The organism is Dyadobacter sp. SRI_021 (genome assembly GCF_057586235.1).
In genome coordinates, this window is sequence record NZ_JBYCZM010000003.1 from 770,389 (window position 1) to 796,468 (window position 26,080).

A 26,080-nucleotide genomic window follows, 5' to 3' on the forward strand; every position below is an offset into this window, starting at 1 on the left:
CGGTGCAGCGTCAAAAGGAGAAAACAATCCCGACGACGTATGTATCAAAGAATTTTAAATGGTTTACAAGATTTTTTCGGAATATCCCGGAAAGAAGCGCGCGGTGCCCTGGCAATGATGGTATGCTGCGCTATGATTATCTGGACGCCTTTCATTTTCCGGCGCTGGGTCCTGCCTTTCGTGCCTGCCGGAAGCCCGCCTCCCGAACGGCGGGTATTGGACAGTATTGCATCGCTTTTGGAACAACAGCAGGTAACAAAAAACAAGCCTCGAAAGCGATCTTTTGCTAAGAACGAGCCAGCTGCATTGCCGCCCGAACAAATAAAACTCGTCATGTTTGACCCCAATATAGCCTCGGAGCGTGAGCTGATGGGAGTTGGCATTTCCGGGTTTCTGGCAGGACGCATTGAAAGGTTCAGAAGCAAGGGAGGAAAGTTTCGGCGGAAGGAGGATTTGATGAAGATTTACGATTTTCCACCGGATCTGTATGCGCGGTTGGAGAAGTATATTTTAATTCAGAATCAGAAACCGGGTTTTGAAGCAATCCAGCAAAGTTCTTCAAAACCTTATTCGGGCACAATGCGTAGGTACGAGGTTAAAAGCAGTATTCAGATGTTCGACATTAACCAATGCGATACGACTGAGCTGATCCGTCTGAAAGGGATCGGCAGCAAGCTGGCCCTGCGGATTGTGAAGTTCCGCGACGGGCTGGGAGGGTTTCATTCTCTCGAGCAGTTCAATGAAGTTTACGGACTGGATTCCGTCGCCTTATCCGAGCTGAGGCGCTTCGCGAAAGTGGGTAGCGGGGTTAAAAAGATCAACATCAACAATACGACTGCGGAAGAACTTAGCAGGCATCCGTATCTGCGGAATCGAAAGCAGTTGCAGGTCCTGGTCAATTACCGCGCACAGCACGGGCCATTTCGTTCCCTGGAAGAATTGCGTAATGTAAAAGTGCTGGATGAGGTGATGATACAAAAAGCCGGGCCATACCTGTCGTTCTGACGGTATGGCCCCGTTTGGAGAACCCGGCTGGGAGAATATTGGTCGTTAGAAGTTGGGTTTCAGGAGGTATTTCGAATAAAACGTATCGATCACTTTCACGGCCTCGTCGGGAGTATCTACCAGACTGATCAGTTTCAGGTCTTCCGGATTGATATTATGCTCGGTCAGCATAGTTCCTTTGATCCAGTCGATCAATCCCGACCAGTAGGCGGTGCCCACGAGAACGATCGGAAAACGGCCGATTTTTTTAGTCTGGATCAATGTCATCGCTTCGAAAAGTTCGTCGAGTGTACCAAAGCCGCCGGGCATCACGATGAACCCCTGCGAGTATTTGACGAACATTACTTTCCGTACGAAGAAGAAATCGAAGTTAATGCTCTTGTCGTGATCAATGTACAGATTGCTGTGCTGCTCGAATGGCAGTTTGATGTTTAATCCGACAGACTTTCCGCCCTGTTGGAATGCCCCTTTGTTACCGGCCTCCATAATACCGGGCCCGCCGCCGGTGATCACACCGTAGCCGTGACGAACAAGCTTTGCCGCGATCTCTTCCGCGGTTTTATAGTGAGGGTTGTCGGGCAGCGTACGGGCGGAACCGAAAATGGAGACGCACGGGCCGATTTTGGCCAGCTTGTCAAATCCTTCTACGAATTCGGCCATTACTTTGAACACAACCCATGAATCGGCACTCTTGATTTCGTTCCAGTTGCGGTCTTCAAACGCCTCCTTGATCCTTTTCTCGTCTTCGGGGACCGCCGGGTTGAGGAGAGAAACGTCCACTAATTCTCCGTTGGTAGGTTTTACTTCTTCACTCATATTTAGCATTCAATTGAGTTGTTGACCAGTATAATGGTAACTTTGCACCATTAACCCAATAATAAAAAACTTTTCACTCTGTCCGCTGTCGTTAACGAACGGTGGACTGTAATTAACAAAAAAGTAATGAGAAAAATTGCTATCGGCTCCGATCACGCAGGTTTCCCCTACAAGCAACCGGTTATCGACTGGCTTACCACCAATGGATTCGAAGTAAAAGATTTCGGAACATACAGTGCCGACTCGGCGGACTACGCGGATTTCGCTCATCCGGTGGCTAGCGGTGTGGAAAGCAGGGAGTTCGAAAAGGGCGTGTTGCTTTGCGGAAGCGGACAGGGAGTATGCATTACCGCGAACAAGCACCAGGGCGTGCGTGCTGCGCTCGTGTGGGATTTGCCGCTTGCGCCTTTGGCCCGCCAGCATAACGATGCGAACGTGATCTGTTTTCCGGTGCGGTTTATCGAGCTGGAAACTGCTCTGGCCAGCCTGGAAGCATTTTTAAGCACCGAATTCGAAGGAGGCCGCCACCAGACGCGCGTCGACAAGATTTCGTGCTAATAAGCCCTTTGATAAATACCTTTCCAGGGGCTTAGGATATATTGCTTTTTCAATGCCGGAACCCGGTTCAGGAGTTTCGGCATGATATTCACCTTGTCGATCACATATTCGGGCGGATCTTTGCGGAAGTTATCGTAGACATGGATCACGCTGTCGAAATTATCAAGGTTCTGCAAATCGTAGCTCGCCAGTTCCCAGTTGAGGTAGGGAGTGGCAGTGAAATTATTAATGTACTCTCCTGAGTTTTGTCCTAGAACCAGAATGCGTTTGTTCTGGATCTGCTCGGGCAAACTGGCCGGTTTGGCCCGCAGGTTTTCCAGCTTACCCATGGAGACACCGGGTAACACTCCTCTTAATCCCTGGTATTGTATCAAAACAATCATCGCGCCCATGAGCGTGAACTGCAACTCGTCTGCCCAGCTGTTCTTCTTGAAGCTCTGGAAGTAATGCGTGGCGAAGAATGCCGCCGGTGGAATGAATATCACGAATTGCATGGGTGCCAGGAACTGCATCAACGGGATCGTAAATACCGCGGCGATAAACCACAGCGCCATTACCTGCTGAATGCGCGTTTGATAGTTCACGAACCGGAGCGTCGTGAAAATCCGCATAAAACCCATGATCCCGAAACCCAGCGGCAGCAATAGTGACGCAAGCAGGGACGAAAAGTCGTTGAGGTTGTATTGTTTTACCTGGAATACCGAGGTGAGCAGGTTCCGGTTCAGGCTTTCCATGCCGTTGTTGAGGTAGAAAAACAGCACCACCATCAGCAATGGGAATATCGACCCGAAGAGACCCAGCAGGTGATGGCGGAAAGTGGAGCCCGTATAGAACAGCAATGCGAGAAATGCCCACACCATGAACAGTGACGCCGGCAGGTAGAACAACGTAGCGATACCGATGTAAAGTCCCAGCTCGAAAACCTGTGTAGTTACCTCCCTTCTGACCAGCATTTTAACAATAGAACCGAATGCAAACAGTAGGAAGGTATTGGCCAGCAACATAGGCGACAATGTGCCCATATCGAAGGAAATATTCAGAAACAGCGCATACAATGCGCCAGGCAGGAATGTGCGCTCGGGGAAAACGTCACGGGAATGGATAACGTAGTTGAAATACAATATCTGCACGAGCGAAACGCCCATGGCCGCAAGCTGATAAACCCATTGTGCACGGCCGAAGAGGCTGTCGATGAGCCAGTAGGTGAGGCCTGAGAACGGGCTGACATTGTCCCATACATCGCGGTAGAGCATAAAGCCGCGGCCCATTTGCTCGCCGACGAGCATCCAGCTCAGCTCAGGTATCAGCAACGGCGCGCCACCCAGGAAAAAGGGGAGACGGAGCAGCAGAAAGAATACTACTAAACTGATGGTCTGGTACCGTGCATTGACGCGAAAAAAACTAAGCAAGCGGCTGGTGGATTAGGTATCTTATGGGAATAAGTTTCACGAAATTACAATGCCGCGTTCTACAAAAACAAAATAAGTATGGATATTTGTACTTATTGAAAGGAGAGAGGGAATGATTTAGGAGATGTTAGTTTACATCATCCTAACTGGTGAACCAGGATGTGCGGTCAGGACCGGCTAAACCCCTCCGTTTAACATTCAAGACATGGAATCGAAAAGACAACAGAAAGTAGGCAGGCAAATACAGAAAGACCTGGGAGAGATTTTTCAAAAAGATGCGCAGCACCTTACCCACGGCTCGTTTGTGACAATCACCGCCGTGCGCGTAACGCCCGACCTGAGCATTGCCCGGGCATATCTCAGCTTCCTGCCCGATAAAAACAAAACCATGCTGCTGGAAACGATCCGGGAAAATACCCGCTTCATCCGCCAGAAGCTCGCCGAACGCGTCCGTCACCAGTTGAGGATCGTTCCGCATCTGCAATTCTATATCGACGACACTGCCGAATACGCGGCTAAAATGGATCAGTTGTTCGCGGATCTGGTGATCCCGCCAGCACAGCCCGACGAGGAGGAAGATAGCTACTGATTTCAAGTTCGAGCCCATGGACATTTCCTACCGGATTGCCGTTCGCTACTTTTTTTCGCGTAACAAAAGGAGTTTTATCAGTCTGATCGCACGCATTGCCATGGCCGGCGTGGCGGTCGGGACGATGGCTATGGTGGTGGTATTGTCGGTGTTCAACGGCATGGAGGATCTCAACCGGAAGATTTTCAAGACGTTCGATTCGGATGTACGCATTGTACCGTCGGAAGGCAAGCGGTTCAAAATGACGCCGGCGCTGATGAACGAACTGAAAGCGGTTAAAGGGGTGAAGCTCGTCACGAAGGTGATTGAAGACAATGCGTTGGCCCGTTATGGAAGCCAGCAAACCATTATCCGTTTGAAAGGTGTCGACAGCACATTTGAACAGCAAAAACAGCTCGATACCGCCATCATCGAGGGTTCAGTAAAGCTCCTCGGGGACAATGGGACGCCCTACGCAATCATTGCGGAAGGTATCCGGAATGCATTATCCATATCCCTCGAAGACATATTCACGCCGCTTGAACTCCTGTATCCCCGTACCGGCACGAAGACGCTGAACCTGGCATCCCCCGAGGCGTTCAACCAATTGAACCTGCGCCCCGGCGGTGTGTTCTCCATCGAGTCGCGCTACGACGATTACATCATTGCCCCGTTGAAACAGGTCGAAAGCCTGATGGGCTACAATGGAGAGCTTACAGCGCTGGAGGTTTACATTGCACCAGGCTATACCGAGAACGACGTGAGCGAGGAGATCGGCGCGAAGCTGGGCAAGGCTTTTGTAGTGAAAGACCGGGATTTGCTGAATGCGGACCTTCTTCGGGCAATAAAAATGGAAAAGCTTTTTGTGGCAGTCACTCTTTCGCTGATTATTTTAGTAGCTGCAATCAATATCTTTTTCTCGCTCAGTATGTTAGCGATCGAGAAGAAGAAGGATGTTTCGATGCTGTTCGCGATGGGTGCAACGCAGTCGCTGGTACGGAGGATCTTTATAGCCGAAGGAGCGATTGTGGCATTTTCGGGCGCCATTGCGGGACTTTTGGGTGGTATTGTGATTTGCTGGCTGCAAATGCAGTACGGCTTTGTTTCCATGGGGATGACGACCTCGCTGGTAGATGCCTATCCCGTTAAATTAATTTGGGAAGACATACTCTATACGGGCGTAATTGTCGTTATGATAACTATGGTTGTTTCATACATTCCGGCCAGAAGGGCCGCGGAGGCCGGTGCGCTGTTGCGGGTGTAGCAATGGTCCGAAGACACCAGAAAATCGTTATTAACTTATTTACATTGACTTACTTCCTAGCAATCAATCAGAAAGCGGATATGACCGGTGATATTAAAAGGCCTTCTTTGAACCGATTGATCTTTACAGTTTTTGGCATACTTTCTCTTTCATTCAGTGTTCCGGCCCTGGCTGGTGTAGATGCTGACACACTTTACAGAAGAAATCCAGGTACTGTAACCAAGCAGGGACCTTACCGGCCCGAAAGAGTCCGCAAAAACGATATTTTGTATACCCGGCTGGATGTGCAGCTGGATTGGGTCAAACAGCAGGTGCCAGCATCCGCGATTTTGAAGTTCAAGCCCCATTTTTATCCGCAGAGTACGCTCGAACTCGATGCAAAAGGGTTTGAAATAAAAGGTATTTCTATGCTGGATGCCGGTGGCGAGTATGGCGACCTGACCGGTGAAGAAATTGCTGGAAAAGTCAAAAAGAAGCTTGAATTCACTTACGACAAACGTAAGCTCACCATTAAACTCGGGCAGGAATATACCCGGAAAGACACGCTTTTTGTAAAAATCGATTACATCGCCAAGCCAAACGATGTGCCGAGAGGAAAGGAAGATGACAGCGCATCCGATAAGGGATTGTACTTTATCAATGCCGACGGCCTCGACGAAGGCAAACCGCGTCAGGTATGGACGCAGGGAGAGACCGAGGGAAGTTCCTGCTGGTTCCCGACGATCGACGCGCCGAACCAGAAGTTTACCCAGGATATCTACATTACGGTAGACAGTACCTATAAAACCCTTTCCAACGGCTTGCTCGTAGGGCAGGAGGAAGGTAAAAAAGGCTTGCGCACCGATCACTGGAAACAAACCCGGCCACATGCTCCTTACCTCGCCATGATCGCCGTCGGAGATTTCGCGGTGGCCAAGGATATGATGCCTAATGGGTTGGAACTGAGCTATTACGTTGAGCCCAAATACGGTGCCGACGCGCATGCGATCTTCGGGCGGACGCCGGAAATGATGGGCTTCTTTACCAATATTTTCGGCGTGGAATACCCATGGGAGAAGTATGCGCAGATTGCCGTACGGGATTTTGTGGCAGGTGCCATGGAGAATACTACCGCGACTGTCCATGAGGAAGGTGTACAAAATGACGCCCGCTCACTTGTTGACGGCAATTCCGACGCTGTGATCGCGCACGAACTGGCGCACCACTGGTTCGGCGATTATGTAACTGCGGAAGAATGGGGACAATTGCCCCTGAACGAGTCGTTTGCCAACTATGCCGAATATCTTTGGAGTGAATATAACGATGGACGTTTCGAAGCTGATTGGGGGAATTTGCAGGAAACGAAAGAATACCTGGCGGAATCGGAAACCAAGCAGGTGCCGATGATCCGCTATTTTTATAAGGATCGTGAGAACATGTTCGACGCGCATTCCTATGCCAAGGGTGGCCGCATTTTGCATATGCTGCGGTCGCTGGTAGGGGATGATGCATTCTTCGCGGCATTGCAGCTGTATCTCAAATCGCACGCATTTGGCACGGCCGAAATCGATGAACTGCGTATTGCTTTCGAAAAAGTAGCCGGCCAGGACCTGAACTGGTTCTTCGACCAGTGGTTCCATCGTCCCGGACATCCCGTGTTGAAGATCGACCAGCAATATGTGCCTGCACAATCCAAAGTGGTTTTGAAAATAAAACAAACTCAGGACACGCTGGCTACGACGGTCTACCGCCTACCGACAAAAGTGGATGTGTGGGTTTCCGGCAAAAAGAGCCGTTACGATGTGGTGGTGGATAAAGTGAACCAGACCCTGGAGTTCCCGGCCGCGAAAAAGCCAGACCTTGTGATATTCGATGCCGACGCGAACCTGCTGGCGGTTATCGAGCATGAGAAGAACAGGCCGGAAATGGAGTTTCAATACGTCAATTCCGACCGGTTCCTGCATAAGTATGAGGCATTATCCTCCCTGGAAGGTGCTTTGGCCGATACCACGGCCCGCAAAATCCTGGTGAAAGCGATGGACGATCCGTTTTGGAAGCTGCGTCAGATGGCGATCAGTAATTTCGCGGAATATGCCGGCGAAGGTTTTGCGGATATTGAAAAAGTGATCCAGAACCGTGCACAAAAGGACCCTCACCCGCAGGTGCGCTCGGAGGCGATCATTACGCTCGCTTCATTCGGTGACAATAACAGCGACCCGATTTTCAAAGCGGCATTGTCCGACAGTTCCTACCTCGTAGCATCGGTAGCCATTGAGAAATACCTTATGAGTCAGCCCAACGATGCGGCGGAAGTAGCAGCGCAATTCGAGAATTCGCCTAATGACGCCATTATCACCTCGGTAGGCAATTATTACGCCGGCCTTGCCCAGCCCGAACGCTTCGATTGGTTCCTCGCGAAAATGAATGCGATGAAACCGACGGAGAAATACAACTTCCTGCAAGTTTTTGGTAAATACCTCATCAAATCGAAGCAGGATATCCAGCGCAAAAGCATTCCGATCCTTGAAGGCCTCGCACGCGACAATTCTTCTTATTTCGTACGCTTCGGCGCATTCCAGGCACTGGGGCTACTCACCGACATTCAGGGTGTAACAGCGCTCCGCAAAGACATCCGGGCGAAAGAAACCGAACCGAAGCTGAAAGAAATGTACAGCCAGTTTGGGGATTTGTAACGCCGCTTGGTATCACTACCTGGAGGAGAACTTGTCAGGTGTAGTCATTGATTGTCATTTGTAGTAAGGTGTGGTCAAGAAGCAGTTATTGTATTTCAATGACTATTCCTGACAATACCTGACTTTTTCATGACAATGCATGACTATTCCTGACCACAAATGACTTCTCCTGATAATACCTGACCACAAATGACAACACCTGACATTTCAGCACCGTGTCATTGTGGATCAAGATAATAATCGAGGTTTTCCTTCGTGATGATATCGAGCGGCAGGAATTTGATCGCGGGGATCTCTTTTTTGAAAATCAAATGGTTTGCGAGCTGGTGAATGCCCCAGTAACCTTGGCCTAATGGGTTCTGGTTGATCAGAAAGTCGATAATGCCTTTGTTGAGGTAATGCTGATTACGGCCAATAAGGTCATAGCCGATCAGCTTGATATCCTTCAATGCATTTTTTTCAAGATAGGCTGCTACTTCAAATGCTTTTGAATTGGTGACGTATATCGCACTTAGATCGGTGTATTGCTTACGTAATTCGTGGAGTTGCTTATCGGGCCCTTCTTCATCCGGGAAGTTAATCTCCTTACTGATCACCCTGAACGTATCTTCGAGTTGCTCGCTTTTGAAATAATCGCGGAATCCTTCCTCCTTGGTGATCAAATGCGCAGAGTTAGAAATGTCCTCATTCACGTGCGCAACCAGCACGGTCCCCGGTGAATGCAGCCCGAAACGCAGGATTTTAGCAGCCAGCGAACCGCTCCTGTACGAATCTTGTCCGATGTAACATAATGGCTTTACATGTTCGATCTGCGTGTTAAAAAGCACGTAGGGGATGCCCATTTCGGCCCACTCCTTAAAGAACGGCAATGCTTCTTTATAAAAGATCGGCGCAATGAGCAGTCCGTCGGGATGCTCGCGGCCTACTTCCTTTGCTTTGGCTATAAAAGAAGTGTCGGAATGTGAGTTGAAAATGAACCTGGTAATGCGCACCCCGTATTGCCGGAGTTCTTTCTCGGCCTTTTCAAGACCGTTGTGCGGTGCTTCCCAGTAGGAGTCGAGGTTGGGGTCGGGGATAAGCGCTGCGAGGTTGAACGCGCGTTGCGATTTCAGCGATTGGGCAATCAGGTTAGGCTCGTAATTCAACTCTTTAATGATGGCAAGGATTCGCTCACGCACATCGTCGGCCACTCTGCCCCGGTTGTGCAATACGCGGTCAACCGTGCCCTTGGAAGTTTGTGCCCTTTCCGCTATATCTTTTATTCTGACAATTTTCTTTTTCACACTCGACTATTATTCAGGGATTTCTCAGTTCCGTTCAGCAAATCTAACAAGTAATTATGAAGATGGGTTAAATAGCGTGTTTCTAGTGAAAGGCAACTATGCTGAACAAAATTTTTCAAATTTTTTCTATAATAAATTTGAGATTATAGGTGCTGCCGATTAGTTTTACCTGACTAAAAACTACTATTTGTGGTAACTATTGTGCACGAGCACAGGGTGTGTTTTTTAATGCGTGCTCGAACACTTTTTTAAATTTTGTTAGGAAAAACCAATTTGACAAGTAATTTTGTAAATAAGATAAGAAAGAAAATTTTATTCTTTAATATTCCTAACACTTAACCTTTTCAGGAATTCATTCATTGGATTTCCTCTAATCCTAAACCTAAATGAAGCGTACGGCATCGTCTGTGCGCTTCTTTGTTTTTATTCCTGTCTGAATTCGATGGCCACATCGTCGCTGTCGACGTAGGAGGAACAAGTTAATATCCAGCCTTCTGCAAGATCGCGATCGGTAAGGACCTCGTTTACACTCATATGTATTTTCCCGCTCGTGCACACGGCCGCGCATGAGGAGCAGCGCCCGCCTTTGCAGCTGTATGGAAGCTGTATGCCTTCGGCCAATGCCGCATCCAATATGGTCGAGTGGGCAGGAACGAGCAGGTCATACATCGAGCCGCGGAAATCGAGCATAATGCGGTGTGGGTTCGAGACGGGCGGCGGCGGAGGCGGGGATGGGATCACGAAGTTTTCTTTTCGGATTTGCTCGCTGCGGAAACCCATGAAATGCAGGGTAATGCCGGCAGAACGCATCAGTTCAAACGGCCCGCAGATAAAGAAGCGGGCATCTTCTGGTTTGAAACGAATGGATTTGTTTATAAGCTGTTCCAGGCGCGTGTTGTTAATGCGCCCCTGAATGCCCGTCCAATCTTCCGCGGGTTGGCTGTGGATGTGGATTACGCGCAGCCGTTCGGGAAAGTGCTCTTGCCATTCGATAATGTCGGTCCAGAAAAGCGTATTGCGCACATTTCTGCTGGCGTAAATCAGTGTTACCTGACTTTCCGGATCCTGTGTGAGTGTTTGTTTTAAAATGGAGAAAAGCGGGGTAATGCCGCTGCCGGCTCCTATGAGCACGATGTCACGGGCACCCGTATCTTCTTTTTCCAACACAAACCTGCCCGATGGCGCCAGCACGATAAATGTGTCGCCCGTCTTCACCGTATCGATCCAGAACCGTGAAATCTCCCCGTTAGGCACTCTTTTGACGGTGATAGCCGGGAATGCATCGACATCCGGCGCGGAGCTCATCGAGTAGGAGCGGCGCACCTCGTGGCCGTGCATATCAACGAGGAAGGTCAGAAACTGGCCAGCTTTGTAATGCAGTGTGCTGCCGTCGAGCGTTTCGAAAATGAAAGTTTTAGCGTCGTCGGTTTCACGGATGATTTCGCGGAGCTTTAATGATATTGTGTGATCTGCCATTTGCCGGTTCAGGTTGGGTAATTATAAAGCGCCGCGGGGCTGTTGCGGGTTCCAAAGTGCCTCATATTCGGCCAAAAGCGTCCAGCAATGGGCCTCACACGTCCAATGCATATGCACGAGCGGATTGACAGATAGTCTGTAAAGCACCGGATTTTCGTAAGCGGTGAGCAGTCCGGCTATAAAAAAGTAAAAACCGTTGAAATCCTCTTTGGAAAAATCTTCGACCGGAATTCGCTCCGTGGCACGCCCGAGCCGCATGAGCGAAGTGGCCAGCAAAACCCGGTCCATGCGGTGGCGGGTAGTCTTCAAAAGGTTCTCGGTATCGTTCGCCAACTGTTCCCAAACGGGCAGCAATGCGGCCGGTTTGAATGCGGCGATGAGCCTCGACACGTGGTAAATGATCAGCGGTGTTCGCGGGTACTGGTGCGCGCATCGAAAAGGAGCGGTAATGTACCGGCGCGTTTCAATGACCGAACGGATATATTCGAAACTGGCTTCGTCATGCACATTTAGTGGTAAATTATAATGCTGAATGCAATACAGCATGTTACTAAGCACACTCACATCAAACTCCACGTACATATTCTTGCCAAACCAGGTAGAGTAGGCGCGCAGCAACCGGTATTCGGAATAAGTGTTTTTGATCCAGAGCTTGGTTCCATTGGCGTGGAGCGCCAGTTTTTCCTTTAACCAAAACAATTCTTCCTCCGAAGGATTGGTCGTCAGATAAGCAAATGCGGTATCGTCGATGTCGTCAGGAATGCGGAAATGCTCGAAACGGTGAAACCAGCGGCCATTCGGGAAATGACGGGAAGGTTTGGTTTTCCAGAAATTATAGGTTTTTAACCCGTCCTTATTCTGAAAGTCGGGATAATTGGCGGTTACCAATGCGATGATCGAGTCGATCTGCGCCTGGCTTTCTGCGTTGCAATATTTCCGGATGGATTGCAGCGTGAATGCGGTAATAGCCGAGAAGAACATCGTTGTGTCCGGCCGCCGGTAACCGATTATGGAATTGGAGCGCTGCGCCGGAAAGATGCCTTTGGGGAACAATGCATTACCGGTCGATTGTAATGCCTCAATGCGGTCGATAAACTTTTCCAGCGTTGACTTCATTCGCCGAAACTAACAAAACGCCTCAAAAAAAGAAACCCTGCCGGGCTGCGACAGGCTTTCCAATGCATATGTTTGAAGCATTAAACGCCTTCTGCTACTACTTCTTTCACATCGGGTACCATGCGTGTGAGCAGGTTTTCGATACCCGCTTTCAATGTGAGCGTCGACGACGGACAGCCGCTGCAAGAACCTTGCAAAAGCACTTTCACCACGCCCGATCCTTCGTCGAACGAATGGAAGTTGATCGCACCACCGTCTGATTCAACCGCCGGACGCACGTATTGATCCAATGCAGCCTTAATCTTCTGCACCGTATCCGAATCCCGCGCATCGACGATCAGCGTGTTACTATCGATCGTTTTTTGCTCGAATACCGGGTGATTTTCTTCGAAATAGATCTTGATGAACTGTTTCGTATCGCGCAATACTTCTTCCCAGGCGATATCGTCGCCCTTGGTAATGGTAATGAAGTTGCTTGCGATGAACACACGCTTCACATGCGGGAACTGGAAAAGGTCGGCCGCCAGCGGCGATGACTTACCTTCTTCCAGCGCGGCTTCCAGTGAAGGGTAATCGAACGAAAGGCCGTCGGGTACCAGCTCGAAATTCAGGACGAACTTCATCGAGTTGGGGTTGGGGCTCAATTCGGTATATACAAAAATAGGTCGTGACAACATGGGGATGGTCGATATTGATAGGGTAAAACTACTTTCCGGTTTAGAGAACACTGAATGCGGCCTTTTGGTTTGGCGAGGGGCGCATTAGCCAATAAAAAACCCGTCAAACGAATGCCTGACGGGTTTTTTAGCTTCTTTGGGAAGTACTAACGGTGCGTTGATTACGCTTCCGCGGCAGCTTCAACCGCGATCGGTTCGATGTGAACGTAAGATCTGTTTTCACGGGTCTTACGGAACACTACGTTACCATCAACCAATGCGAACAATGTGTGGTCGCGGCCGATACCTACGTTCTTACCTGGATTGTGCTTGGTTCCACGCTGACGAACCAGGATATTACCTGCTTTTGCCAACTGGCCACCGAATAATTTTACGCCAAGACGTTTACTTTCCGATTCACGTCCGTTTTTCGAGCTACCTACACCTTTCTTATGTGCCATGATATCTTATACTTAAATTCTAGTTTCCTGTTTTGAACTGTTTCAGGCTTCCGCCCAATGATTAGGCAACGATTTCGTCGATGCTGATTTTAGTCAGATACTGACGGTGACCGTTTTTAACACGGTATCCTTTGCGGCGTTTCTTTTTGAAAACGATCACTTTCTCACCTTTCAGGTGTTCGAGAACAGTTGCTTTTACAGAAGCACCCGCTACTGTCGGAAGACCTACCTGTACTGTGCCTCCGTTGTCAACGAGAAGGACTTTGTCAAATACAAGTGCAGCGTTCACATCACCTTCAAGCCTATGCGTGAAGATTTCGCGACCCTTTTCAACTTTAAATTGCTGACCTGCGATTTCTACGATTGCGTACATGTTAATAATTATATTAAACTGGATTCAAAATTTGAGGTGCAAAGATAAAAAGAGAGTGACAGAATTACAATGTATTAAGCGGAATATTCCGGTTTTTTTAATATCTCGCAGGAACCTGCCCCGGGATTCAGGGTAAGGCGTTATTCGGTTGTCATTACCAGGGCTTACATGCGGTTGAATTATAAATGGCCCATGTGGTTAAAAATGCGCAAAAAGTTACCTTTATATAGTTCAGGTGAGCTCCCGCGTTTAGACATGGAGTGTAAAGAGGTACCTTAACAAAATTTAACAGGTCGCGCTTTTACTTTTACCTATTATTGGGGTCATAGAGACAATAGATTTAGAAAACATGAAGATAAAATTCAGTGGGTGGGTTTTGATGGTCGTGTTCCTTGCTGTATTTGCACGGCTGTCTGACGCGCAGGCGCAGGCAGGATACCAGGTGGGTGATGCCGTATCGAGCTTCCGTTTAAAAAATACCGACGGAAATATGGTATCGCTTACGGATTTTGCCAGTTCGAAAGGTGTGATCGTGGTCTTTACGAGCAATCACTGTCCATTCGCAAAGGCTTATGAGGACCGTATCATCGCACTCAATAGCAAGTTCGCGGGACAGGGGTACCCGGTTATCGCCATCAACCCAAGCGACCCTGGAACGCACCAGGACGATACTTTCGAAAAAATGAAGGAGCGTGCTGTCGCCAAGAACTACGGTTATCCTTATCTTGTCGACGATATGCAGCAGGTAGCCCGCAAATTCGGGGCCGGCCGTACGCCACAGGCATTTGTATTGCAGAAAAACGGCGCACAGTTCGCGGTACGCTATATGGGGATGATCGACGACAACCCGCAGGACGCAACCGGTGTGACGAAACTGTATGTGGACGAAGCGGTGACCAACCTCGTGGGAGGTAAACCCGTGGTAATCACCGTTACAAAGCCGGTTGGCTGCGCCATCAAGTGGAAGAATCAGTGATTTTGACGACATTACCTTTATGACCCGAATCTTAGCAATCCTCCTCACCGTCACGCTGTTGTCGCGGGGAATCAGTGTGGCTCAGACAAAAAGTAAAAAGTTCTCCAATGAAGGGGAATTTACCACCAATTGTGAAGGCCCCGCGGTGGATGAAGACGGAAATGTCTACGCCGTGAACTTTGCCCGCGACGGTACGATCGCGCAGCTCAGCAAGAAGGGCAATGCGAGCTTTTTCGTGACCTTGCCGAAAGGCAGCACGGGCAATGGAATCCGGTTTGTGAACAAAAACACTTTTTATGTGGCTGATTTTACGGGGCACAACATCCTGAAAGTGGATATGATTACCAAGGACGTTTCCGTTTTCGCGAACGAACCGAAAATGAACCAGCCCAATGACCTTGCCGTAACCGCCTCGGGACACGTTTTTGCTTCCGACCCCAATTGGAAAGACGGAACCGGGCAAATCTGGCACATCACGCCCGAAGGAAAAGTGAATCTTGCCTTTGGAAATATGGGAACCACCAACGGCATCGACGTCAGCCCTGACGAAAAGAAGCTGTACGTCAACGAAAGCGTTCAGCGGAATGTGTGGATGTTCGATCTGGCGGCAGATGGTACATTATCCAATAAAAAACTGCTGCACCATTTCGAAGACGGCGGCATGGACGGAATGCGCTGCGATGTGCATGGTAACCTCTATATTACCAGGCACGGAAAGGGAGAAGTAGCGGTGCTCTCCCCTGAAGGAAAAGTTATCCATACCATTCATACCATCGGAAAGAAGGTTTCGAACATCTGTTTCGGGGGTAAAAACGGGAAAACCTGCTACATTACCTTGCAAGACCGCGGCTGTCTGGAAACTTTCAGGGCTAAAACCGCCGGTCGCGAATGGGCGATGATGAAAGCTTTCGCCGAAAATAATAAAAAGTAACCCATCTTTTATTTAAATACACTTCCTGCTATTGCGGTTTCCAATCGTTTTATATTAACTTTGTAATTCAAAGTACTTTAAAATAAACTTAAACGATGCTGAGAAACCTGGTTAATTATCTGGAGGGCAATTTGAAAGTGGCACTCCTCGCATTTGTTTCCGCCGCTGCGATGGCATTATTGACTGTCAGGATTGCCCTGCAAAACTGGGACTTCGTCTTTTTGACCTGGAACCTGTTTCTGGCGTGGATACCGTTGCTTTTTATTAAGTGGGTGTGGGAGATGGAGAAACGCCGGTCGGCACCATTCGGAGTTTTAATGATCTACCTGGCAGTTTGGCTCCTGTTTTTCCCTAATGCCCCCTACATTATTACCGATTTGAAACACCTTCGTGGCGTGCCCGAAAACATGCTTTGGTATGATGCATTGATGATTTTCACATTCTCCCTGGCAGGTTTCCTGACGGGCCTTTACAGTATTCGCATTGTTCACCGGATTATTTCGCACCGCTGGAACGAGCGTTTGGCATGGTTTGCGATCCTGAACTCGATGGTACTGAGTGGTTTCGGAATCTTCCTGGGGCGTTATGGCCGTTGGAACAGCTGGGACATCGTCACGCAGCCGGGCGCACTCGCGAAGGGTATCTACCATAGTTTGAGGGATCCGCTGGCGATCAAACACACCATTACGTTTTCGTTCGTGCTCATGTTGTTGTACTTTGCGTTCCATATTTTTGCCGAAATGAAACAACATGAACGGACCCATCGATATTCTTAAAGCTGTCCGAAGCTTCCGTTACGCAGGTGCCGGAATTTATAGCCTGTTCCGCTACGAAAACAATGCGCGCATTCATCTGATCGCCTGCGTGGTGGTGGCCATAGCGGGTGTGTTTTTCAATATATCGGCCGCCGAATGGTGTCTGATCGTGATCCAGATCGCGCTCGTGTGGGCGGCGGAAGCATTCAATACCGCTATTGAGAAACTGGCCGACCTCGTTTCGGCAGATTACCATCCGGTAATCAAAGTAGTGAAGGACACGGCGGCCGCCGGCGTATTGCTGTTGGCGATTTCGGCGGTGATAGTAGGAGGAATTGTGTTTATCCCAAAAATTCTGCTGCTCTTTTAGCGCCACGCCTAACCACACTTGACAACACCTGACTATTTCTGACAATCACTGACCGTTACTTTTACATTTTGACACGCTTATGAACCCGAATCAGGATTCTTTGCATACTTTGAACGAGATCCGCGACCTGATGGAGCGCTCGTCCAAGTTTTTATCCCTCAGTGGTTTGAGCGGGGTTTTTGCCGGCATATTCGCGCTGATCGGCGCAGGGACGGCATACGTTCGTTTTAAAACCGACTGGTTGACCGATATTTTAGCTCCATTGGGTACCTATCAGGGGCATTCGCGCCAGGATGTGATCGAGTTTTTGTTTGTCGATGGACTCTGCGTGCTTGTATCGTCGCTTGCGGTGGGAATCATTCTTACGGTCCGCCGGGGTCGGAAAAAAGGCCTTACGGTTTGGAACGGCAGTTCAAAGCGGTTGCTGATCGCGATGCTGATCCCGCTTGGGACAGGCGGTATATTCTCTCTGGCGATGCTGCATTACGGCTTTATCTGGCTGGTTTTTCCGGTGACATTGCTATTCTACGGACTGGCACTGGTAAACGCGAGCCGGTTTACTTACCCGGAAGTGTTTTACATGGGTATTTCGGAAATCGGTATCGGTTGTATCGCATTGTTCCTGACGGGCTACTCGCTGATATTCTGGGCAATAGGCTTTGGAATTCTGCATATTGTCTACGGCCTTACCATGTATAACCGGTACGAAAGAGAGAAATTGCCTGGCGAAGAGTTATCAGGCGGCCGGCGGTCCGGCGGGAAATCGGGCCTTACAGTGGTGCTGTTAATACTCACTTTGGGCTCGGTTTGCTCGGCACAGGTACGGATGCCATCGGACAGTACAGCGTCAAAAGCGAGAAAATGGTACGATAAGGAGACCATTTATTTGAGAAATGGGAATAGTTTTGTCAAAAACAATGTCATTCACGTCGGACAAAAGGCATTGAGGAACGAATTTATGGTTTCGCCGGAAGGCCTCGGTCTCTATCTGAAATCCAGGAGAACGCGCAGCATCGGACTGGTTATTTCGCTGGCCGGATCGGCAGGTTCCGTTATATCGCTGCTTTCGGGCAACCGCGATAATTTGAAGACTTTTTTCTGGATATCGGTCGCAACGGGCCTGGTAGGTTCCGGATTTACGATGGCCGCCAATAATCAACGTGACCAGGCAGTTTGGATCCGTAACCGGGATGCCATGCTGTTTCTGGAAGCCAATCAATAACGCGCCCGACGGTCAGGCGTCCGCGTAACAGGGAATTTGTAATGGAGTGGTTAGAAAAGTTTAACAAGGTATTTGAAAGCAAGATCAGGCTTGGGCTTATGTCCGTGCTCGTGGTCAACGATTCCCTGAGTTTTAATGAGTTGAAAGAATTGTTGCAGCTCACCGACGGCAACCTGGCCTCGCATTTAAAGGCGTTGGAAGAAATCAAATACATCGAATTTCAGAAGCAATTCAACGGCCGCAAACCGCTCACGACCTATAAAGCTACCGAACACGGGCATAAGGCATTCACGGAGCATTTGCAGGTGTTGGAGAATATGATTAAGCAGAATTTGTAATTGGGGAAGAAAGGGAGTAGGGAACAAAGAAAAAGAAGAAGCGCAGATCTGGTCAAGAACTAGATCTGCGTTTCTTGCTTTCAGACCATTCGATTTTTAATACGGGCAGATCGGACATCGTTTTTGGTGTTCTTACGGGCTGACATTTCATTGCGGTGTTGCTAACAATTAATCCTGATCGTTATGAAAAATATGCTTTTCATTTTCCTGACAATTGTTTGGTCTGCATTCCTGGTGAGTTGTAACGAAGATGTCACAGACGTACCCGCGAAACCTTCCGAAAATTTTGATGACGTCGATGCGATGCCGTTTGCATCAGATTCCGTAGATGTGCTGATAGCCGGTGCTGTTAATACGGGCGGCGATCAATGGAAGGCATGTTACTGGAAAAATGATTCGATCCGGATATTGGATGATCACTATTCGGTCGCCCACGATATTGTTATGGTGAATAAGGAAATAGTCGCCGCGGGAAAATATCAGGGAAAGCCCTGTTTGTGGAAAGGCGGAAAACGAATCATACTGGATTCAGAAAAAGACGGTGAGGTGAAGGCAATCGGTGTGCATAATGGTGTGCTATATCTGGTTGGCCAGCTTTACGAAACGCACACAAACTTCCGCGCGTTTCTCTGGACGGAAGGGAAAATGACTTTCCTGAATGAAAGCAAAGGATACGCCAGTGATATTGATTTTGAAGACGAGAACATTTACATATCAGGCATGGATGCCGAAAAGCCCTGTTTCTGGAAAAACGGCAAAAAGACGGTATTGTCCGAAAGTTTCGGTCATGGCTATGGAATTGAAGTTGTTGGGAATGACGTGTTTGTTGGGGGAGAGTATCGCCCGGCAAATGGGGGATATTTTCAGAGTGGCTATTGGAAAAACGGACTGTTTCAGCCGTCTGGCGGAAACGATTGTTATGTATGGAATATCGGTGTCGATCGCGGGGAGGTTTTCCTTGTGGGAAATGCCGCTCTGACTCAGCAGCTGGATGTTGCGATGCTTGTCGCCGGCGAAGGGAAAGTGGTACTAAGTACTCCGGAAAATAGTTTGTCAGGCGCAACCGATATCGCTTTTAGCCTGAATAACCGATACATTTTAGGTACATGCACCGACCTCAGTTCGAATCAGCAAAAACAATGGGTCTGTTACTGGTTGAATAACAAACGGCATCAGGTCACCCAGGATAAGTCCATCGGGATGGGAATTTATCTGTCCCCCCGAAGGTAGACATTGTTGATAAACGCAAAAAGACTGGTGTAAACCAGTCTTTTTGCGTTTATATGAGTATCAGAATTTCACAGGCACCGAAAACCCAACCTTATCCCATTGAAAATCCAGGGAAGTGTCTTTTACGGTGAAAGTCAGTTTTTCTTCCGATGTAGGATAGTTCTTGTTCGGAACGGTAATATGCGCTACGTCTTTGCTTTTGTGCTTGTCGTATTCGTAGGCGCCCCATTGTCCGAGCTGGCTATTTAGGATAATGGTCCATTCTTTTTCGTTGGGAGTCGCGAACAACGTGTAAGTGCCCGCCTTGATAGGTTTTCCGCCAAATGTAGCGTCTTTTTTGAAGGTGATCGTGGTCGCACTGTCAGCGCCGATCCGCCATGGCTTGCCGTATGGTTCGAGGCTGCCGCTTCCTGCTTTTCCAAACAATACGCGGCCTTTTTTAGAGGGTTGGCCATACCTTACGCTCAAATTCTTGCCGTTGGCGGTTACATGCGGGCTTTGTGCGGATGCCCAGGTGAATGCGATCAGGGTGAGGAAAAGCGATAACAAAATGGTTTTCATAAGTTGTGTAGATTTTGGTAAATGATTGGTGGTTAAGATATACGAAGCAGCAAGTAAAGCATTCGTAAGTTGCGAATCAAGCGGGTTGTAGCCGAAATCGCAGGAATAGCTACCCCATTAACAGAGATTAACATTTGAGACTTCCAAACCGTGTTTTTTATGATTTCGGTTTATATTTGAATAATGACTTCTGAAACAAACCCATCTGTTAGAACCCGCTTTTTCGATACCAAGATCGAATTCCTGAAAGGCGTAGGCCCGCAAAAAGCCGCATTGCTCAATCAGGAGCTGAATATTTTTACCTTCGGCGACCTTATACAGCATTATCCTTTCCGCCACGAAGACCGCAGCGTTTTTCATAGGCTCAGCGAATTGAACGAGCAAATGTCGGCCACGCAGGTAAAGGGGCGTCTGCGCGAATTTACGGTGATCGGTGAGGGCAGTAAAAAGCGGCTCGTTGGCCAGTTTCAGGACGGAACGGGGGATTTGGATCTCGTATGGTTCCAGAGCATTTCCTGGTATGAGAAGTGGCTGAAACGCGGAGGCGAATATATTGTTTACGGAACTCCGGTGCGGTATGGCGGCAAATGGAGCATTACCCACCCGGAAATAGAAGTGCTGACGCAGGAAAACGCGTCGGCAGGCTATTGGCAACCGATTTATCCGCTCACCGAAAAGCTTCGGAAGAAATTTCTCGATAGCAAAGCTTTGAGCAAAATGATGCGGAGCCTGCTCGAAATCGCGCATCCGCATATACGTGAGACACTGCCCGCTCCATTGGTTGAGAAATACCGACTCGTTTCCAAAGCGCAGGCCCTCTGGCATTTCCACTTGCCGCAGGACGCCCGCACATTGCACCAGGCACAGCGGCGGCTGAAGTTCGAAGAACTATTTTACAACCAGTTCAGGCTCATCAAGAACAAGCTGCTGCATAAGACGGAATACCCGGGGTTGATTTTTGATAAAACAATGCTGGTGAAAGAGTTCTATGAACAACATTTGCCTTTCAAACTTACGGGCGCGCAGATACGCGTACTGCACGAGATCCATGAAGACCTCAAAACCGGCAAGCAAATGAACCGCCTGCTACAAGGCGATGTAGGCTCCGGGAAGACGATCGTGGCATTCATCACCATGCTTTTTGCATTGGATAACGACGCGCAGGCTTGCCTCATGGCGCCCACGGAAATCCTTACCGACCAGCACTACCAGGGTCTCAAAAAATTTGCCGACCTGCTAGGTGTCAACATTGCGAAACTGACGGGTTCGACAAAGAAAAAGGAGCGGGATGTCATTCATCGCGAACTGCTGAATGGTACGCTGCATATTATTGTCGGCACCCACGCATTGATAGAGGATGCAGTGCAATTCAAAAACCTCGGCCTTTGCATTATCGATGAACAGCATCGCTTTGGGGTTGCGCAGCGGGCCAAACTTTGGGCCAAGAACTCGCGCATTAACCCGCATATGCTAGTGATGACGGCCACGCCGATTCCGCGCACACTCGCGATGACATTGTACGGCGACCTGGATATTTCGGCCATTAACGAGCTCCCAGCCGGCCGGAAACCCATTAAAACGGTCCATCGGTTCGATAAGCACCGCCTTTCGGTTTTCGGGTTTTTGAAAGATGAAATTGCGAAAGGACGGCAGGTTTATATGGTGTATCCGCTGATCGAAGAGTCCGAAAAAATGGATTTGAAGGACTTGATGGATGGTTACGAAAGCGTGGCACGGGCTTTTCCGGGCGTTCCGCTGAGCATTGTGCACGGTAAAATGCGTTCGCAGGACAAGGATTTTGAAATGGCACGTTTCGTGCGTGGCGAGACAAAGATCATGGTCGCGACGACGGTGATTGAAGTGGGCGTGAATGTGCCGAATGCCTCGGTAATGGTAATCGAGAATGCGGAGCGTTTCGGACTTTCGCAACTGCACCAGCTGCGGGGCAGGGTAGGGCGCGGTGCGGAGCAGTCATATTGTATACTAATGACCGACTACAAGCTCAGCAAAGACACCAAGTTGCGTATAGAAACAATGTGCAACACCAACGACGGTTTCGAAATAGCAGAAGTGGATCTGCAACTCCGTGGCCCAGGCGACATTTCGGGTACGCAACAAAGCGGATTGGTGGATTTATTGGTGGCGAATCTGGCCCAGGACGGGGAGATATTGAAGGCCGCGCGAGCGTCTGCGGAGGAAATTCTGACGGCCGATCCCGATCTGCTCCAGCCGGTTCATTATCCCATACGCAACCATCTTGAAAATCTGCGCAAGGAAGAAACCAACTGGAGCCGGATCAGCTGATCAAGGTTTTATTTCGCGTATTTCGTTGGCAAACTCGTACGTCTGCGGGCGCGTCACATGCAACGCAGCCCCCAGGGACGTCGCGTACGGGAGATCCGATACGTAAACTTTGTGGTTCGGATAATGCCGCGCTAGTAGCCTTGTGAATATTTCGTTCCGGGCAAATCCACCGTCTACATAGATAGCATGTACATCGTTGATATTCACGAGGTCGAGCGACACGTAAAGCAGCTCGCAAAGCCCTTTAATCAAATGATGATATGCGGCCTCAGCCGAAGCAAATGCGCTGATCTGCCATTCTTGGGTGTTTGGTTCGGGGAACGGCCCGTTGCCAGTCATGCAGGCGGTATAGAATTTCGGAGTGTCCTGTTTTAATATATCTTCATCAAACACCACCTTTTTATAAAAATCAGGAGCTACTTTGAAATACTCCGCAATGCGTGCCACCTGGTAATCGTGTTCGCGCCCCATGAACAGGCGTGAAGCGGTAACGCCGCTGCCTTCCGGTGTGAGGTAATTCATACAGTCGCGTTCGAGCTGGTAAGAAGTCAGCGGTTTCGATGCGAAAGAGTTGAAGTTGATACACCAGGTTCCGGTCGATAGAAGTACAAACGGCTTTTTAACGGCCATCCGGTAAGGTATCAGCGCCGAGGAGCTGTCGTGCAGCCCGAAGCCCGACTGAATGCCCTTGTCGCCATGGCGGTAAATGAACGACGACGACGCGAGTACCGGCGCGAGTTTCTTATGAATACCTTCCTGCTTCACCCATTCGTGGTAATCCCACATTTCAAAGCTCCACAATGCGGTATGGCAGCCTAGCGAGGTGTAATCGCTCACTTTGCGGCCTGTCAGCAGATACAGGATATACTGAGGTAAATGTAAAGTCGTAGCGATCTGGCTGTAAATCTCCGGTTTGGTATGTTTGAGCCAATACAGCTGCATCCCCGAGTTGAGCATCCCCATTGCCGGAGAGCCTGTTTGCAACGAAATGCGGGTAGGGTCTCCATAGGTGCTGTAAAACTGCTTTAACAGATCTTCCGGGAACGGTTTGAGGTAAGAATACAGCGGCGTAAGCGGACGGTTCGCGGCGTCGAGATGCACCAGGCTGGCACCATAGCCAGCCACGTTTACCGCTTTGATGTCAAATTCCGGATTAGCCAGCAATTCGGCCCAGCGGTCCTGCACCCATTTGGTTAACAATTCACAATCTTCGGTAGGAAAGCCGTCTTCGTCAACTGTTTCTGGGAGGGATTCTGAAAACTCATGAACGATATCATACTTCTCGTTGAAAAGTACATACTTCTTATTGGTCCTGCCAATATCAAAAACCGCTGTTACTTTCATTACTGGAATATCACTTTTTTACCCGGAAATGTATTTTTTCGGTCAATATAGTGACTTTACGTTAAAACCAATACCCTTATGTATTCTTTTAAAATCTTTGTAAAAAACCGTAAAGTGCAGGATACTTTCAGACTGATTTTTCCAGTATCGGGCGGAACACTTTCGTCCACCTTTTGTAACCTTCCTCATTCATATGCAGGCTGTCGCTCACGAAGATAGCGCCGTCCGGGCGGCCGTTTTTGAGCATCACCGGCCACACGTCGATATAATGGTGGTTCTTATCCTTTTTAATGTAATCCTGGATCAGCTTGTTGGCCTTGATCACATCCTCCCGCTTCGCCCAGCGTGAAGGCGAAGGTTTCAGCGACACCCCGTAAAGCTGCACATCGGGCTGTTTCTCGCGAAGCTTCTTCACCAGCGTCACATACGCATCGCGCACCTGTTCGGGCGACTTCGGTTTTTTGCCGAACATATCGTTCTCGCAATAGATTACGACCGTCTTCGGCTTGTATTTGGTAATCGTGCGATCGGAGTAATGGATTACTTCCGGTAAGGTAGAGCCTCCGAAGCCTCGGTTGATGATCGGCAGGGGCGCAAGGTCCTTTGCGGCATCCTGCCATTTGGTAAATGAAGAGCTGCCTGTGAAAACTATTCCGCCTGGTGCCGGCATGTGTTCCGCGTCTTTTCTCTCGAATTCCTTGATAGCGCTTTCCGAGCGGGTCACGTCGTAATCGGGTTCCCACGGCCCGGCGAGGTTGGTAGTTTGTGGTTTATGGCAAGCGCTGAACGCAGCGAAAAGGACAATTAGAAAGTGTTTTTTCATTACTAAAAAAATGGATATGGCCTTAAAAGCCATATCCAAGGGGTTTTTAATGATTTTTGAGCGATTATCTTCGAATTTTGGCTCAGTAGAAGTATCGGAAACCGAGTCCGATTGAACCGGACGACAGATCCGGTGCAAAGCGGTAGCTGAATCCCCGCAAGTTGTTTTGGGGATATTGTCCGTCTGGACGCGGGTTGGCTACATCACGCCTCCGACCAAATGAATAGGAGACATCGAGCGGATTTGAGAATGCGACACCTCCATAAATGGCCCATTTCGGGGCAATGCGCCATGCAATGCCAGCACCTATGTTGGCCACCAGCGAAATGGAATTAAGGCGGGTTTCTGTCGTGATATTGCCATTGGCGTTATCAAAGGTATTTGCCAGATTATATCCCAAGCCAATTCTAGGCCGAGCATACAATGAAAACTTGTCATTCAGAGGTTTGTAAAATTCCCAGAAGCGCGAAATGCTGAAACCGAGATTCTGAAGTGGTTTCGGCTCGAAAGTCAAGCTTTTGACTTTTTGGATAGCGAGATTATTGCTCAACGACCACCCGACAGCTTTTGTACCACTCCGGAACTTGCCCAGCGACACATCGATGTTGTGTCCATAGAGCCTGTATTGGGAGTCTGTGTCCTTAGCCTTGGAATCAAAAAGATTTACCTGGAAAGCCCCGTCTATGAATGACTCTCCTTCCTTGAACTGGGCGTTGGCGAGTGCATGCACCAATACAAGCATGACAATTAGGATGCTGGTTTTAATATTTTTCATGGCTGATCAGTTTTCAGGTTGGATGTACCGGGCAATGCGGAGAGAGAAATAGGACGGAAAACTGGTGGTCAGGCCCGTTCCGAATTTGAATTGCCGGTCAGCACCGTCATAAGAAGGCTGATAGTTGAAATTGAGGGCGAGAAAATTGGTATACGCCTCTATCGACCACTTCTTGTTAGGAAATGTGTAAACCACACCGGGTTTTACACTCAACCCATATTGCCAGTAATCGCTTTTGCTGGTGGACGGTATTAGCCCTCCGTTTTTGGTTTTCGACCAGGAATAGGTCGGTCCTAATTCCCCATGGACAAAGATGGCCCACCGGTCGTTCAGAGTGTAGTATTGTCGGATGAATGGAAGTAATTGCAGAGATTGACCGAAAGACCTGACCTCGTAGTCAAGTGGGCTTTGGTCATCCTTTTGGTAGCTCAGACTGTATCTTAATCCGACTCCTAGCATGGTTTTACCGGAAACAAACCAGCCTATCTGTGCTTCGGGCATAACGGAAGGATTGCTGGTTTTGCGGTTATGAACATTACTGCCATCTTCCATATCATGGAAAAATTCACCGCGGAAATTAATCGTCGCGCCCCAATATTTCACGCCTTTCTGCAACTGCGCCTCCGCACTTCCTGCCAGTAGCAGCATCCCCGGCAGTAACAATAGAAAAAGTTTTTTCATGGTCCATAAATTTAGTTTGCACCTAATTTACGCACCATAATGTAACCACCTAATAATTTAGGTTTATTTAACAAAAAGAGGCAGCCAATGCGCCTGGCTGCCTCTAAGAATTA

Annotated in this window: 26 protein-coding genes; 13 read left to right on the forward strand and 13 right to left on the reverse strand. The window is 48.9% G+C overall.

Features of this window, described 5'->3' with window-relative positions; translation table 11 throughout:
* Positions 1 to 39: 39 nt before the first annotated feature.
* The gene (locus AC2YIT_RS12465; RefSeq protein WP_487279379.1) at positions 40 to 1,005 is read left to right on the forward strand and encodes a ComEA family DNA-binding protein; all 966 of its coding nucleotides are present in this window, start codon (positions 40 to 42) and stop codon (positions 1,003 to 1,005) included.
* 45 nt (positions 1,006 to 1,050) lie between these two features.
* Here the strand turns inward: AC2YIT_RS12465 and AC2YIT_RS12470 are convergent, their stop codons facing one another.
* Positions 1,051 to 1,821: an LOG family protein gene (locus tag AC2YIT_RS12470; RefSeq protein ID WP_487279380.1), complete on the reverse strand. Its 771-nt coding sequence runs from the start codon at positions 1,819 to 1,821 to the stop codon at positions 1,051 to 1,053.
* A gap of 126 nt (positions 1,822 to 1,947) precedes the next feature.
* On the opposite strand from AC2YIT_RS12470, the gene rpiB reads away from it, so the two are divergent.
* Positions 1,948 to 2,379, forward strand: a complete 432-nt coding sequence (gene rpiB, locus AC2YIT_RS12475) for a ribose 5-phosphate isomerase B (RefSeq protein ID WP_430845067.1) — start codon at positions 1,948 to 1,950, stop codon at positions 2,377 to 2,379.
* On the opposite strand, the gene AC2YIT_RS12480 is transcribed toward rpiB, so the two are convergent.
* Complete coding sequence (locus AC2YIT_RS12480; protein WP_430845069.1) at positions 2,376 to 3,788, reverse strand: hypothetical protein; 1,413 nt, start codon at positions 3,786 to 3,788, stop codon at positions 2,376 to 2,378. The genes rpiB and AC2YIT_RS12480 overlap by 4 nt on opposite strands.
* Positions 3,789 to 3,993: 205 nt before the next feature.
* On the opposite strand from AC2YIT_RS12480, the gene rbfA reads away from it, so the two are divergent.
* The 3 genes from rbfA to AC2YIT_RS12495 are packed head-to-tail and all read left to right on the forward strand — an operon-like array spanning position 3,994 to position 8,292.
* Positions 3,994 to 4,377 carry a 30S ribosome-binding factor RbfA gene (rbfA, locus tag AC2YIT_RS12485; protein WP_106596137.1) on the forward strand — a complete coding sequence of 128 codons (384 nt, stop codon included), beginning with the start codon at positions 3,994 to 3,996 and terminating at the stop codon, positions 4,375 to 4,377.
* Positions 4,378 to 4,393: 16 nt separating this feature from the next.
* Positions 4,394 to 5,620 (forward strand): FtsX-like permease family protein, encoded by a 1,227-nt coding sequence (locus tag AC2YIT_RS12490; protein WP_487279381.1) that lies wholly within the window; start codon positions 4,394 to 4,396, stop codon positions 5,618 to 5,620.
* 44 nt (positions 5,621 to 5,664) lie between these two features.
* Entirely contained in the window at positions 5,665 to 8,292 is a 2,628-nt protein-coding gene (locus AC2YIT_RS12495) for a M1 family aminopeptidase (RefSeq protein WP_487279382.1), read from the forward strand.
* Between the two features lie 218 nt (positions 8,293 to 8,510).
* On the opposite strand, the gene AC2YIT_RS12500 is transcribed toward AC2YIT_RS12495, so the two are convergent.
* The 6 genes from AC2YIT_RS12500 to rplU all read right to left on the reverse strand — a co-directional run bounded on the left by AC2YIT_RS12500 (position 8,511) and on the right by rplU (position 13,657).
* Positions 8,511 to 9,575: a LacI family DNA-binding transcriptional regulator gene (locus AC2YIT_RS12500; RefSeq protein ID WP_487279383.1), complete on the reverse strand. Its 1,065-nt coding sequence runs from the start codon at positions 9,573 to 9,575 to the stop codon at positions 8,511 to 8,513.
* Between the two features lie 423 nt (positions 9,576 to 9,998).
* On the reverse strand, positions 9,999 to 11,051 hold the full coding sequence (locus tag AC2YIT_RS12505; protein WP_487279384.1) for a 2Fe-2S iron-sulfur cluster-binding protein: 1,053 nt from the start codon (positions 11,049 to 11,051) through the stop codon (positions 9,999 to 10,001).
* Between the two features lie 21 nt (positions 11,052 to 11,072).
* Positions 11,073 to 12,167, reverse strand: coding sequence for a hypothetical protein (locus tag AC2YIT_RS12510; RefSeq protein ID WP_487279385.1), 1,095 nt, complete (start codon positions 12,165 to 12,167; stop codon positions 11,073 to 11,075).
* 80 nt (positions 12,168 to 12,247) lie between these two features.
* A complete protein-coding gene (locus AC2YIT_RS12515) occupies positions 12,248 to 12,844 on the reverse strand; it encodes a NifU family protein (RefSeq protein ID WP_106596132.1) in 597 nt (198 codons plus the stop codon).
* Between the two features lie 161 nt (positions 12,845 to 13,005).
* Positions 13,006 to 13,284, reverse strand: coding sequence for a 50S ribosomal protein L27 (gene rpmA / locus AC2YIT_RS12520; RefSeq protein WP_015814325.1), 279 nt, complete (start codon positions 13,282 to 13,284; stop codon positions 13,006 to 13,008).
* Positions 13,285 to 13,345: 61 nt separating this feature from the next.
* Positions 13,346 to 13,657 (reverse strand): 50S ribosomal protein L21, encoded by a 312-nt coding sequence (gene rplU / locus AC2YIT_RS12525; protein ID WP_015814326.1) that lies wholly within the window; start codon positions 13,655 to 13,657, stop codon positions 13,346 to 13,348.
* A gap of 349 nt (positions 13,658 to 14,006) precedes the next feature.
* Between rplU and AC2YIT_RS12530 the strand changes: the two genes are divergently transcribed.
* From AC2YIT_RS12530 to AC2YIT_RS12560, 7 genes are all read left to right on the forward strand, one after another.
* Positions 14,007 to 14,633, forward strand: a complete 627-nt coding sequence (locus AC2YIT_RS12530; RefSeq protein WP_487279386.1) for a thioredoxin family protein — start codon at positions 14,007 to 14,009, stop codon at positions 14,631 to 14,633.
* Positions 14,634 to 14,652: 19 nt separating this feature from the next.
* Positions 14,653 to 15,564, forward strand: coding sequence for an SMP-30/gluconolactonase/LRE family protein (locus tag AC2YIT_RS12535; RefSeq protein WP_487279387.1), 912 nt, complete (start codon positions 14,653 to 14,655; stop codon positions 15,562 to 15,564).
* A gap of 95 nt (positions 15,565 to 15,659) precedes the next feature.
* The gene (locus AC2YIT_RS12540; protein WP_430845081.1) at positions 15,660 to 16,340 is read left to right on the forward strand and encodes a DUF1361 domain-containing protein; all 681 of its coding nucleotides are present in this window, start codon (positions 15,660 to 15,662) and stop codon (positions 16,338 to 16,340) included.
* Complete coding sequence (locus tag AC2YIT_RS12545) at positions 16,315 to 16,689, forward strand: diacylglycerol kinase family protein (protein ID WP_487279388.1); 375 nt, start codon at positions 16,315 to 16,317, stop codon at positions 16,687 to 16,689. The genes AC2YIT_RS12540 and AC2YIT_RS12545 overlap by 26 nt, the downstream gene beginning before the upstream one ends.
* A 79-nt stretch (positions 16,690 to 16,768) precedes the next feature.
* Positions 16,769 to 17,911, forward strand: coding sequence for a hypothetical protein (locus tag AC2YIT_RS12550; RefSeq protein ID WP_487279389.1), 1,143 nt, complete (start codon positions 16,769 to 16,771; stop codon positions 17,909 to 17,911).
* 41 nt (positions 17,912 to 17,952) lie between these two features.
* The gene (locus tag AC2YIT_RS12555; RefSeq protein ID WP_430845085.1) at positions 17,953 to 18,249 is read left to right on the forward strand and encodes a winged helix-turn-helix domain-containing protein; all 297 of its coding nucleotides are present in this window, start codon (positions 17,953 to 17,955) and stop codon (positions 18,247 to 18,249) included.
* A 183-nt stretch (positions 18,250 to 18,432) separates the two neighbouring features.
* Entirely contained in the window at positions 18,433 to 19,479 is a 1,047-nt protein-coding gene (locus AC2YIT_RS12560; protein WP_487279390.1) for a hypothetical protein, read from the forward strand.
* Between the two features lie 60 nt (positions 19,480 to 19,539).
* Here AC2YIT_RS12560 and AC2YIT_RS12565 read toward each other — a convergent pair whose 3' ends face one another.
* Positions 19,540 to 20,040 (reverse strand): DUF2911 domain-containing protein, encoded by a 501-nt coding sequence (locus AC2YIT_RS12565; RefSeq protein WP_430845086.1) that lies wholly within the window; start codon positions 20,038 to 20,040, stop codon positions 19,540 to 19,542.
* A gap of 183 nt (positions 20,041 to 20,223) precedes the next feature.
* Here AC2YIT_RS12565 and recG point away from each other — a divergent pair, with 183 nt between their 5' ends.
* Positions 20,224 to 22,344 carry an ATP-dependent DNA helicase RecG gene (recG, locus tag AC2YIT_RS12570; protein ID WP_487279391.1) on the forward strand — a complete coding sequence of 707 codons (2,121 nt, stop codon included), beginning with the start codon at positions 20,224 to 20,226 and terminating at the stop codon, positions 22,342 to 22,344.
* Here recG and AC2YIT_RS12575 read toward each other — a convergent pair whose 3' ends face one another.
* From AC2YIT_RS12575 to AC2YIT_RS12590, 4 genes are all read right to left on the reverse strand, one after another.
* Positions 22,345 to 23,688: an FGGY-family carbohydrate kinase gene (locus AC2YIT_RS12575; RefSeq protein ID WP_430845089.1), complete on the reverse strand. Its 1,344-nt coding sequence runs from the start codon at positions 23,686 to 23,688 to the stop codon at positions 22,345 to 22,347.
* 127 nt (positions 23,689 to 23,815) lie between these two features.
* Positions 23,816 to 24,511, reverse strand: a complete 696-nt coding sequence (locus AC2YIT_RS12580; protein ID WP_430845090.1) for a GDSL-type esterase/lipase family protein — start codon at positions 24,509 to 24,511, stop codon at positions 23,816 to 23,818.
* Between the two features lie 82 nt (positions 24,512 to 24,593).
* Entirely contained in the window at positions 24,594 to 25,286 is a 693-nt protein-coding gene (locus tag AC2YIT_RS12585) for an outer membrane protein (RefSeq protein ID WP_430845092.1), read from the reverse strand.
* Positions 25,287 to 25,292: 6 nt separating this feature from the next.
* Positions 25,293 to 25,967 (reverse strand): hypothetical protein, encoded by a 675-nt coding sequence (locus tag AC2YIT_RS12590; protein WP_487279392.1) that lies wholly within the window; start codon positions 25,965 to 25,967, stop codon positions 25,293 to 25,295.
* Positions 25,968 to 26,080: the final 113 nt, after the last annotated feature.

Bases quoted from the DNA above. Each gene is read 5' to 3' on its own strand.
- AC2YIT_RS12465 (WP_487279379.1), top strand. From the start codon at position 40: ATGTATCAAAGAATTTTAAATGGTTTACAAGATTTTTTCGGAATATCC.
- AC2YIT_RS12470 (WP_487279380.1), bottom strand. From the start codon at position 1,821: ATGAGTGAAGAAGTAAAACCTACCAACGGAGAATTAGTGGACGTTTCT.
- rpiB (WP_430845067.1), top strand. From the start codon at position 1,948: ATGAGAAAAATTGCTATCGGCTCCGATCACGCAGGTTTCCCCTACAAG.
- rbfA (WP_106596137.1), top strand. From the start codon at position 3,994: ATGGAATCGAAAAGACAACAGAAAGTAGGCAGGCAAATACAGAAAGAC.
- AC2YIT_RS12490 (WP_487279381.1), top strand. From the start codon at position 4,394: ATGGACATTTCCTACCGGATTGCCGTTCGCTACTTTTTTTCGCGTAAC.
- AC2YIT_RS12505 (WP_487279384.1), bottom strand. From the start codon at position 11,051: ATGGCAGATCACACAATATCATTAAAGCTCCGCGAAATCATCCGTGAA.
- AC2YIT_RS12510 (WP_487279385.1), bottom strand. From the start codon at position 12,167: ATGAAGTCAACGCTGGAAAAGTTTATCGACCGCATTGAGGCATTACAA.
- AC2YIT_RS12515 (WP_106596132.1), bottom strand. From the start codon at position 12,844: ATGTTGTCACGACCTATTTTTGTATATACCGAATTGAGCCCCAACCCC.
- rpmA (WP_015814325.1), bottom strand. From the start codon at position 13,284: ATGGCACATAAGAAAGGTGTAGGTAGCTCGAAAAACGGACGTGAATCG.
- rplU (WP_015814326.1), bottom strand. From the start codon at position 13,657: ATGTACGCAATCGTAGAAATCGCAGGTCAGCAATTTAAAGTTGAAAAG.
- AC2YIT_RS12530 (WP_487279386.1), top strand. From the start codon at position 14,007: ATGAAGATAAAATTCAGTGGGTGGGTTTTGATGGTCGTGTTCCTTGCT.
- AC2YIT_RS12535 (WP_487279387.1), top strand. From the start codon at position 14,653: ATGACCCGAATCTTAGCAATCCTCCTCACCGTCACGCTGTTGTCGCGG.
- AC2YIT_RS12540 (WP_430845081.1), top strand. From the start codon at position 15,660: ATGCTGAGAAACCTGGTTAATTATCTGGAGGGCAATTTGAAAGTGGCA.
- AC2YIT_RS12545 (WP_487279388.1), top strand. From the start codon at position 16,315: ATGAACGGACCCATCGATATTCTTAAAGCTGTCCGAAGCTTCCGTTAC.
- AC2YIT_RS12550 (WP_487279389.1), top strand. From the start codon at position 16,769: ATGAACCCGAATCAGGATTCTTTGCATACTTTGAACGAGATCCGCGAC.
- AC2YIT_RS12555 (WP_430845085.1), top strand. From the start codon at position 17,953: ATGGAGTGGTTAGAAAAGTTTAACAAGGTATTTGAAAGCAAGATCAGG.
- AC2YIT_RS12560 (WP_487279390.1), top strand. From the start codon at position 18,433: ATGAAAAATATGCTTTTCATTTTCCTGACAATTGTTTGGTCTGCATTC.
- AC2YIT_RS12565 (WP_430845086.1), bottom strand. From the start codon at position 20,040: ATGAAAACCATTTTGTTATCGCTTTTCCTCACCCTGATCGCATTCACC.
- recG (WP_487279391.1), top strand. From the start codon at position 20,224: ATGACTTCTGAAACAAACCCATCTGTTAGAACCCGCTTTTTCGATACC.
- AC2YIT_RS12575 (WP_430845089.1), bottom strand. From the start codon at position 23,688: ATGAAAGTAACAGCGGTTTTTGATATTGGCAGGACCAATAAGAAGTAT.
- AC2YIT_RS12580 (WP_430845090.1), bottom strand. From the start codon at position 24,511: ATGAAAAAACACTTTCTAATTGTCCTTTTCGCTGCGTTCAGCGCTTGC.
- AC2YIT_RS12585 (WP_430845092.1), bottom strand. From the start codon at position 25,286: ATGAAAAATATTAAAACCAGCATCCTAATTGTCATGCTTGTATTGGTG.
- AC2YIT_RS12590 (WP_487279392.1), bottom strand. From the start codon at position 25,967: ATGAAAAAACTTTTTCTATTGTTACTGCCGGGGATGCTGCTACTGGCA.